Here is a 9273-nt window from a genome sequence, read left to right on the forward strand (position 1 = left end):
GGGCGCGGGGCGCCGCGGGCGCAGGGCGCAATGGGCGCGGGCGCGGGACGCGGCGGGCGCGGGACGCGGCGGGCGCGGGGCGCATTGGGCGCGGGCACGGCGGATGCTGAGCAGGCGCGGGCACCGACGCGGGCGCCCTACCCTGGGGCGGTGGCAGTCCTGATCGATCCGCCGATGTGGCCGGCGCACGGCACGCTGTTCTCGCATCTGGTCTCGGACGAGTCCCTGGCCGAGCTGCACGAGTTCGCGCGGCGGGCCGGGCTACCCGAGCGCGCCTTCGACCGCGACCACTATGACGTACCCGCCCGTCGGCACACCGAACTGGTGACGCAGGGCGCCCGGCCGGTCACGGGCGGTGACCTCATCCGTCGCCTGCGTGCGAGCGGCCTGCGGGTGCGGGCCCGGGACCGACGCGAGCACCTCGACGTGGCACTGACCCTCCGATGGCGCCTGCTCCTACCCGGCCACGAGGCACTCGGCGTGGAACTTCTGGAGCGGTGGGGCGAGCCGCACCGGCACTACCACGACGGCACGCATCTGCTCGCGGTGCTGGAGGCCGCCGACGCGTTGTCCGAGCCCGACCCGGCACCGACCACGGTGCTGCTCGCGGCCTGGTTCCACGACGCCGTCTACGCCGGGGTCGCGGGGCGGGACGAGCAGGACTCCGCCGACCTGGCCCGGGACCTGCTCACCGCGGCCGGGGTCGCCGCGGCGGATGTCGAGGAGGTCGTCCGGCTGGTCCTGCTGACCGCCTCGCACGCACCGGAGCCCGGCGACACCACGGGCGCCATCCTCTGCGACGCGGACCTGTCCGTCCTCGGCCGGGAGCCGGCCGGCTACGCCCGCTACCTGGCTGACGTACGGGCGGACTACGCCCACGTCAGTGACGCGGACTTCGCCAAGGGGCGGGCCGCCGTCGTGCGCCATCTGCTTGCACTGGACCCGTTGTTCCACACCGAACGCGGCCGGAGGCTGTGGGCGGAGCGCGCCCACCTGAACCTGCTCGAGGAACTCCGGGACTGACGCCGCGGCCCGGGGCGACTGGCGACCGGGCCGGCCGCTGCTCGAGCCTCCAGCCGGGCGGCGAGCACCCGTCAGATCAGGCTCATCGCCGTGATCGAGCCGAGGTTCGTCACGCCACCGAAGATCTGCGGTGGGGCGAAGGCGCCGAGCGCCTGCGCCAACGGTCCGAGCAGATCCTCCCGCCGGCCGAGGGCCAGTCGATAGGCGTTGCCACGCCGGTAGTGACGCAGATCCGGGTACTGCGCCTCGGCGCCCGCGCGCAGGGTGAACTCGAGCGCCACGACGACCCCTTCGGACAGGGGGCTGCGCCGTGCTCGCGGATACCCGTACTTGACGTCGACGGTGGCCAGGTCCGTCCAGCGCACCGCCCACGGATTGCCCTTCGGATCGTGGTACTCGAGCCCCGTCGGTCCGATCTCGAGCGCCCGCGCGCGAAGCACCTTCGGCAGCAGGAACAGCAGGAGCAGGCCGAGGAGCATGAAGATCGCCCCGACGATGATCGGTGCCAGGCCCTGGTCCGAGGTGAGTCCGCCGGTCAGAGCAACGCCCCCGATGGCGAGCATCAGCACGGTGCCGAGGATCTGGATGACGATGCCCTTGGTCGTCGGCCTGAGGTCCACCCGCGCCGGCTCCCCGATGCCGACGCGGTGTGGCGGGTATGCGGGCGACGGTGGCCCGGAGTGTGCCCCCTGCACACTCCCCGGACCGTATCGCGGCGTGTTCTGCGCCCCGTACGCCGCCGGCCGGCCGTACGCCGGCTGCTCGCCATACGCGGGCTGCCCCCCGTACGCCGGCGGCCGGCCGTACTGGTTCCCCGGTTCCTGACGGCCTGCGCTCATGGGGCCTGAACCTAGTGCCCGGTCCGGCGCACCTGCCATGGGCAGTTCTTCCCGCGGCCACGCGGGTATGGCGAGGGCTCCCGGCCCTCTCCGATCGGCGTCCTCGCGGGTCGGCTCCGCACCCGGTGCGGCTGGAATCGCACTACTGTGCGTCCTCGTGACCGATCCCTCACCCATCGTGCTGACGAGCGCCGACCTGACCGTCTCCGTCGTCCCGGCAACGGGTGCCCGCATCGCCCAGATCACCGACGCCACCGGCCGGGACTGGCTGGTGCAGACCGACCGGCCCGAGCCCGGCACCGACCAACCCATCCCCTTCACCGCCGGGACCCGGGGTGGCTGGGACGAGTGCCTGCCGTCCATCGCGGAGTGCGCGGACCCGAACCCCGGCCGGTCCGGCGAGCCGATCCGCGACCACGGGGACTTCTGGTCCCGGCCCTGGCGGACCGCGCGTGCATCCGCCAGCGAGATCGTCCTCGACCGTCGTGACCCGAACCACCCCCTGCAGCTGCGCAAGTCGATCCGGCTACTGCCGGGCCGAGCCGCGCTCGAGGTGAGGATCGACGTCAGCAACGCGGGCCCGCGCGACTACCGCTTCCTCTACAGCGCCCACCCGCTCTGGTCCTGGCCCGAGGCCGCCGTCATCGTCATCCCTCAGGCCGGCCAGGTGGTCAGCGCCTTCGGGCCCCGGTGGCCGCAGCCGGTCGTCGGCACCTGGCCGTCCCTCGGGCCGTCCGGGGGGACATTCGATCTGGCCGAGGTCGCCCGCACCGGACCGTCGGAGAACTACAAGGTCTTCGTGCGCTGGGCCGGCGTGGCACGCCTGGAGTTCCCGGACCTCGGCGCGGCGGTGACCATGCGACAGTCGACCGACAGCGCACCCTGGGTCGGCCTGTGCGTCAATCGGGACAGCTGGCCGGAGCAGGGGGCGGGGGCAAGCTGGATCGCGATAGAACCGGCGAACGCACCGTCCGACTCCCTGGTCGATGCGTGGCGGCAGGGCAGCGCGCATCTCCTGCAACCGGGCCGCTCCATGAGCTTCACGAACGAGGTCGAGATCACCCCCGAGCCCGGGCGGCCACGCTCCTGATCGGTGGTTCGCCCCGAGACACCCGAAGGCCCCGGTCCGATCGGACCGGGGCCTTCGAGTACTGCGTTCGACCGGCGAGCGCCGGGCTGCGATCCCTAGGGGATCAGAAGCCCATGCCGCCCATGCCGCCCATGTCGTCGCCACCACCGGCAGGCGCAGCGGCCTTCTCCGGCTTGTCGGCCACGATGGCCTCGGTGGTGAGGAACAGGCCGGCGATCGAGGCGGCGTTCTGCAGAGCGGAACGGGTCACCTTGACCGGGTCGTTGATGCCGGCAGCGAGGAGGTCCTCGTACTCGCCGGTCGCGGCGTTGAGGCCGTGACCGTCGGGCAGGTTGCGGACCTTCTCCGCGACAACTCCGCCTTCGAGGCCGGCGTTGATCGCGATCTGCTTGAGCGGCGCGTCCACGGCCACGCGAACGATGTTCGCGCCAGTGGCCTCGTCACCCTCGAGCTGGAGGGTGGCGAACGCGGTGTTCGCGGCCTGGATGAGGGCCACGCCACCACCGGCGACGATGCCCTCCTCGACGGCAGCCTTCGCGTTACGGACGGCGTCCTCGATGCGGTGCTTGCGCTCCTTGAGCTCCACCTCGGTGGCGGCCCCGGCCTTGATCACCGCGACACCACCGGCGAGCTTCGCGAGGCGCTCCTGGAGCTTCTCGCGGTCGTAGTCGGAGTCGGAGTTCTCGATCTCGGCGCGGATCTGCGACACGCGACCGGCGATGCTGTCGGCCTCGCCGGCGCCCTCGACGATCGTGGTCTCGTCCTTGGTGATGACCACCTTGCGGGCGGTACCGAGGACCTCGAGGCCAACGTTGTCCAGCTTCAGACCCACGGTCTCGCTGACGACCTGGCCGCCGGTGAGGATCGCGATGTCGGTCAGCATGGCCTTGCGGCGGTCGCCGAAGCCCGGGGCCTTGACGGCGACGGACTTGAAGATGCCACGGAGCTTGTTCAGCACCAGGGTCGCCAGGGCTTCGCCCTCGACGTCCTCGGAGATGATCAGCAGCGGCTTGCCGGCCTGGATGACCTTCTCCAGCAGCGGCAGCAGCTCCTTGACGTTCGAGATCTTCGACTCGACGAGCAGCACGTAGGCGTCCTCGAGGACGGCCTCCTGACGCTCCTGGTCGGTGACGAAGTAGGCGGACAGGTAGCCCTTGTCGAAGCGCATACCCTCCGTCAGCTCGAGCTCCAGGCCGAGGGCGTTGGACTCCTCGACCGTGATGACGCCCTCCTTGCCGACCTTGTCCAGAGCCTCGGCGATGAGCTCGCCGATCTGGGGGTCGCCGGCGGAGATGGCGGCGGTGGCGGCGATCTGCTCCTTGGTCTCGATCTCCTTGGAGGAGTCGAGCAGGGCAGCGGTCACGGCCTCGACGGCCTTCTCGATGCCGCGCTTGAGGGCGATCGGGTTGGCGCCGGCCGCGACGTTGCGCAGGCCCTCGCGCACGAGCGCCTGAGCGAGCACGGTGGCGGTGGTGGTGCCGTCACCCGCGACGTCGTCGGTCTTCTTGGCGACCTCCTTGACGAGCTCGGCGCCAATCTTCTCGAAGGGCTCCTCGAGCTCGATCTCCTTGGCGATGGACACACCATCGTTGGTGATCGTGGGGGCGCCCCACTTCTTCTCCAGGACGACGTTGCGTCCCTTCGGGCCGAGCGTGACCTTCACGGTGTCGGCGAGGATGTTGAGCCCACGCTCCATCCCGCGACGGGCCTCCTCGTTGAAGGCGATGATCTTTGCCATTCGGGTCTGATCCTCCGGTACTGGCTTGCGTATGGTCGGTGCGATGCCCGCGACGGACGACGCCACCCGATGCGTTCATGTCCCGCACCGGCGCAGCGCCTCATCTCACTGACCAGATGTTGTCACTCTCAAGGCGAGAGTGCTAACGCCATTATTGGCACTCTCACCCGGAGAGTGCAAGAAGGGCCCGACGGCGGAGCCACGGTTTCGCAGTCAGGTGAACCGGAGCGCGTGGTCGCCACGGGCGCCCACGTCCGCGTGTCCGTGGCCTTCGGGCGCGGCGACTGGGAAGTCCGCGGGCGATGACCCGTTCCAGGGTCGAGCTCAGACCGTTGAGCGCGGCGCCAGCGACGGCGGCGGCACCTTGAAGCGCTGGGCCAGGGCCCGCCGTGCCGCGTGGTGCCCACCCATGCCGTGTACCCCCGGCCCCGGCGGCACCGACGCCGAGCACAGGTACACCCCGGGGATCCCGGCGGCGAACGGGTCCGTGCTGAGCCGGGGGCGCGCCGCCATCCCCCACGTGGAGACGGCGCCGGCGGCGATGTCCCCGCCGACGTAGTTCTGGTTGTGCTCGGCCATGTCGGCGGCGGGCACGCACCGGGAGGAGACGACGACGTCGCGGAAGCCCGGCGCGAAGCGCTCGATCTGCGCGGTGACGGCCTCCGTGACGTCCACGGTGCTGCCCGCCGGCACGTGGGCGTAGGCCCAGCCGGGTCGCAGCCCGGCGACGATCCGGCCGGGATCGGCCACGCTCGGGTCCGAGAACAGCACCATCGGGGTCGCCGCGTGCGCGCCCTCGGCCACGAGCGACTCGGCGTACGCCATCTCCTCGCGGGTGCCGCCGACGTGCACCGTGCTCGCTTCCCCCACCCGCGGGTCCGCCCACGGCACCGCGTCGGAGAGCACGTAGTCCACCTTCGCGGCGGCGTCGCCGTAGCGGAACCGGGCCAGCGCCGCACGGACCCGCTCCGGTATCCGCTCGCCCCAGATGCCCAGCAGTGTCGCCGGGGTGGTGTCGAAGAGGTAGGCACGTGCCCGCGGCAGTTCCCGCCAGGTCCGGACCCGGTGGCCCGTCTGGATCCGCCCACCGTGCGCCTCGAGGTCCGCCCGCAGCGCGCCGATGATCGCGCCGGAGCCGCCGACCGGGATCGGCCAGCCGGCCGCGTGCGCGTGGGTGGCGAGCATGATCGCGGTGCCTGCACCGGCGAGCGAGGGTTGAGTGCTGATCGAGTGGGCGGCCACGCCGGTGAACAGTGCGGGGGCGACGTCGCCACGGAACCGGGCCGACCACGCTCGGGTGCCCTGCTCGAGCAGGCGGGCGGCCGCGCCGATGGCCGCACGCAGCCCTCCGGGGGTGAGCAGACCGGACGGCAGGCTCCGGCGGTTGCCGAGCGCGAGCTCGGTGAGCACGGCCGCGTTCTCGACGAGGGGACCGAAGAGATCGAACCAGGCTGCGCCGTCGGGCCCCAGCTCGGCGGCCGTGCGCCCGAGCGAGCGGTACGCGATACCCGCCGGCCCGTCAGGCATCGGCTGTGCGTAGGCGACCTCGGGGACCCGCAGGTCCACACCGCGTGCGGCGAGGTCGAACTCGGCGAAGAACGGGCTGGCCAGGGCGAGCGGGTGGACCGCAGAACAGATGTCGTGGACCACGCCGGGGGCGAGGCCGAGGTCGAGGGTGCGGGCACCGCCGCCGACGGTCTCCTCCGCCTCGAACACGGTGACCTCGAGGCCGGCCCGGGCCAGGGTGACGGCGGCGGCCAACCCGTTGGGTCCCGAGCCGATCACGACGGCATCCGTGCTGCGCCTCACCATGTCCTCCATCCTGCCCCACCGCGACCGCTTTCACCGCGGCGCATCCGGTCAGGCGTGGGTGAGCTCCCGCTCGGGCAGGTTCGACGGCTCGGGCGCCGGTGGGATCGTCTCGGTCCGGGCGCGGCGCCAAGTGTCCCGCACCGTGGTGGCCATGTGGTTCCAGGTGACGTCACGGATGAAGATCGCGTCGATCGCGATCATGGACAGGGAGAACCAGGGCAGGCCCATCAGCACGGCGATCCCGATGTGGAAGGAGAGGATCCCGAGCAGGCCGATGATCCGTGTGCCGCGCATCAGCAGCATCATCGGGAAGCACATCTGGATGATGATCGAACTCCACGACACCACGGTGACCATCGGCGCCGCGGTCGTGAGCAGCGTGGTGAGTTCCGGCCAGGTGCCGAAGCGTTCGGTACTCAGCGGGTTGTAGATCGCGTAGCCCTGCTGCCATGGCGCACCACCGGCCTTGTACAGCGCTCCGGAGGCATAGACGAAGCAGACGTGGCAGGTCACCGCGACGAGCACCAGGTTGTGCGCGAGGTTGGTGGTCCACTCGGGCGCGATCGGCTCGCCGCGCCACTTGCGCTGCAACCACCTGCCGGCGATCGGACCGGCCGCGGCCCGCCGTCGGGCATCGAGCGACCAGCGGCTCGAGGTGTCCGCGAGCAGCAGCCCGAGCAGCACGATGCGGAACATGTTGTCGCCCTGGTCGCCGAGCGAGTCGTTCATCTCGATGAAGCTGACCCAGCCGACGAAGAAGACCGGCAGCACCAGCTTGGTCCGCCAGCCGAGCAGCACCAGAACGGCCAGGACCAGCAGGGCCAGGTAGGCCGCCGTGAGCGCGGCGTCGTTCAGGGCGATCCGGTGGAACAGGCTGAAGATCCAGATGCCCGGGAAGTCACTGAGCGGCTGGGCCGCTTCACCGTTCCAGGCCGATCCACTGCCGAACGCGTAGTACCGGGTGCGGAAGTTCGTCAGCAGCAGGCCGATCGCGGTGGCCGCGAGCAGGATCCGGGTGACGGCCAGGCCGTAGCGGGCCCGCTTGGCGTCCAGGAGCCAGGCCTCGACGAAGCGCACCATCCGTGCGGCGACCCCGAGAGCGACGTCGACGACGGCTCGGACGAGCTCGACGACGGTGCGCAGGCCGGCCCGGGCATGCTGCCCCGCGCGTGCCGTGAACATGCTCACTGCCCCGACTCCGCGACCGCGGTCCGGAAGATCCGGGCGAAGTTCTCCTGGGACTGTCCCGGTTCCACGAGCGTGCCGCGCCATCCGGTCGGCGCCGGTTGCACGGCCGGTCGTTCGGCGTCCGGGTCGTTGCGTTGCGCGAACGGGATCACGTTCTGCCGGCTGATGACGAACTGGACCTGCTCCACACCCTCGCCCCACATGGCATAGGCCACCTGGGTGGAGTACGCGGTGACGACCCGTTCGATGTCCAGGTACGCGCCGGCCTCGGCCGCGTCACCGGTCGCCTCCAGGGCCACACCGAGCCGGTCGCGCCAGTCGGAGCCGTTGTAGTAGCCGAGGGACACGATCTCCTGCTGTTCGGCGCTGAGCGCGTCCCACGCACCCTTGAAGCGTGAGGCCAGTTCGATGGACTGGATCCCGGCACGCGGCGGTGCGAGGTTGTGCGTGAGCATGGTGATCTCGGCGGCCGTGGCATCCACCCAGTCCGTGGTGCGGGTGGTGCCGTTCTCGGTGACGACGGCACGGACCTGAATGCGGTAGTCACCGTTGATCGGTTCCGGGGCGAAGACACTCCAGCTCTGCCCGTGCATCGGGATCATGTAGCGCGTCAGCGCGTCGCCCGGAATCACCTGCCGCAACCCCGAGGCGGGCGCGATCCACAGGAACGTGGCGAAGATGTGCCACGCCGTGAACGCGACCGCGAGCACCATCACGATGCGCACCACGACCGACCGATTCCCCGTTGTCTTGCTCTCGGTCATTTCCCCCGACCCTTCTTCAACTGCGTGAAACCCTTGTGACGCAGGCACGGTTCGAGGTTCGGCCCCGGGTGAACCCGAGACCGAACCTCGAACCGCTATCTACTTCTCACGCTCACACGGACGAGCCGCGGCGCACCTTCCCGAACCAGACGGCGGCGCCGCCCAGCAGGATCAGCAGTCCGGCACCGATCGGGAGCCCGATCGGGAGTCCGGAACCGGTGTCCGGCAGGTTGCCGTTGCCATTGCCGTTGCCACCCGATCCCGTCACCACCACGAAGTCCGTGTCGGTGTTGGCCGCGGGCACCTCGCCCGAGGTCGCGCCGACCAGGATCACGTGGTGGGCACCGAGTTCGAAGTCGCTGCCGACTGCGAACGAGAACACCACGTTGCCCTGCTGGTCAGCATTGGCGGTGAGGTCGAACGGTGTGGAGGTCACCGTGGCGGTGACGGACTCGCCCGCTTCGAAGCCGGTGCCGTACACCTCCTGGGTCACGCCGGTGGCCCGCACGATCCGCTCGAACTTGACGGTGGCCGAGAGTCCGGCCGCGTCTGCGTCGGCGTCCGCCGTGGCGTTGGCGTTGCTGTCGTCGTCAGCCGCCGCCGTGGCGTTGCTGTCGTCGTCAGCCGCCGCCGTGGCATTGCTGTCGTCGTCAGCGTTGGCCGAGGCCGCGGACGAGGCGTCGGAGGAGGAATCGGCGTTGGACGCCGCCTCCGCCGCAGCCGCAGCAGCCGCATCGGCATCCGCAGTGGACGTCGCCGCAGCAGACGCATCAGCGTTCGCCGCATCGTTGGCATCGGCATCCGCCGCCGCCTGTGCAG

The 9273-nt window shown here is 71.0% G+C and carries 7 protein-coding genes and 1 pseudogene; 2 read left to right on the plus strand and 6 right to left on the minus strand.

The window, feature by feature from the left end; genetic code table 11:
- Nucleotides 1-150: 150 nt before the first annotated feature.
- The gene (locus tag KCQ71_RS26690) at nt 151-1023 is read left to right on the plus strand and encodes a DUF4031 domain-containing protein (protein WP_223411715.1); all 873 of its coding nucleotides are present in this window, start codon (nt 151-153) and stop codon (nt 1021-1023) included.
- A 71-nt stretch (nt 1024-1094) separates the two neighbouring features.
- Here the strand turns inward: KCQ71_RS26690 and KCQ71_RS26695 are convergent, their stop codons facing one another.
- On the minus strand, nt 1095-1862 hold the full coding sequence (locus KCQ71_RS26695) for a hypothetical protein (protein WP_223411716.1): 768 nt from the start codon (nt 1860-1862) through the stop codon (nt 1095-1097).
- A gap of 157 nt (nt 1863-2019) precedes the next feature.
- Between KCQ71_RS26695 and KCQ71_RS26700 the strand changes: the two genes are divergently transcribed.
- The gene (locus KCQ71_RS26700; protein ID WP_223411717.1) at nt 2020-2952 is read left to right on the plus strand and encodes an aldose epimerase family protein; all 933 of its coding nucleotides are present in this window, start codon (nt 2020-2022) and stop codon (nt 2950-2952) included.
- 103 nt (nt 2953-3055) lie between these two features.
- On the opposite strand, the gene groL is transcribed toward KCQ71_RS26700, so the two are convergent.
- From groL to KCQ71_RS26725, 5 genes and pseudogenes are all read right to left on the minus strand, one after another.
- Nucleotides 3056-4690: a chaperonin GroEL gene (groL, locus tag KCQ71_RS26705; protein WP_223411718.1), complete on the minus strand. Its 1635-nt coding sequence runs from the start codon at nt 4688-4690 to the stop codon at nt 3056-3058.
- Nucleotides 4691-5014: 324 nt separating this feature from the next.
- The gene (locus KCQ71_RS26710; RefSeq protein WP_223411719.1) at nt 5015-6502 is read right to left on the minus strand and encodes a phytoene desaturase family protein; all 1488 of its coding nucleotides are present in this window, start codon (nt 6500-6502) and stop codon (nt 5015-5017) included.
- Between the two features lie 48 nt (nt 6503-6550).
- Entirely contained in the window at nt 6551-7684 is a 1134-nt protein-coding gene (locus KCQ71_RS26715) for an HTTM domain-containing protein (RefSeq protein WP_223411722.1), read from the minus strand.
- A 2-nt stretch (nt 7685-7686) separates the two neighbouring features.
- The gene (locus KCQ71_RS26720) at nt 7687-8454 is read right to left on the minus strand and encodes a DUF5819 family protein (RefSeq protein ID WP_223411720.1); all 768 of its coding nucleotides are present in this window, start codon (nt 8452-8454) and stop codon (nt 7687-7689) included.
- Nucleotides 8455-8566: 112 nt separating this feature from the next.
- A pseudogene (locus tag KCQ71_RS26725) lies at nt 8567-9273 on the minus strand (choice-of-anchor G family protein); the annotation flags it as partial.

It is taken from the genome of Occultella gossypii, assembly GCF_019947135.1.
Lineage (GTDB): Bacteria > Actinomycetota > Actinomycetes > Actinomycetales > Beutenbergiaceae > Occultella > Occultella gossypii.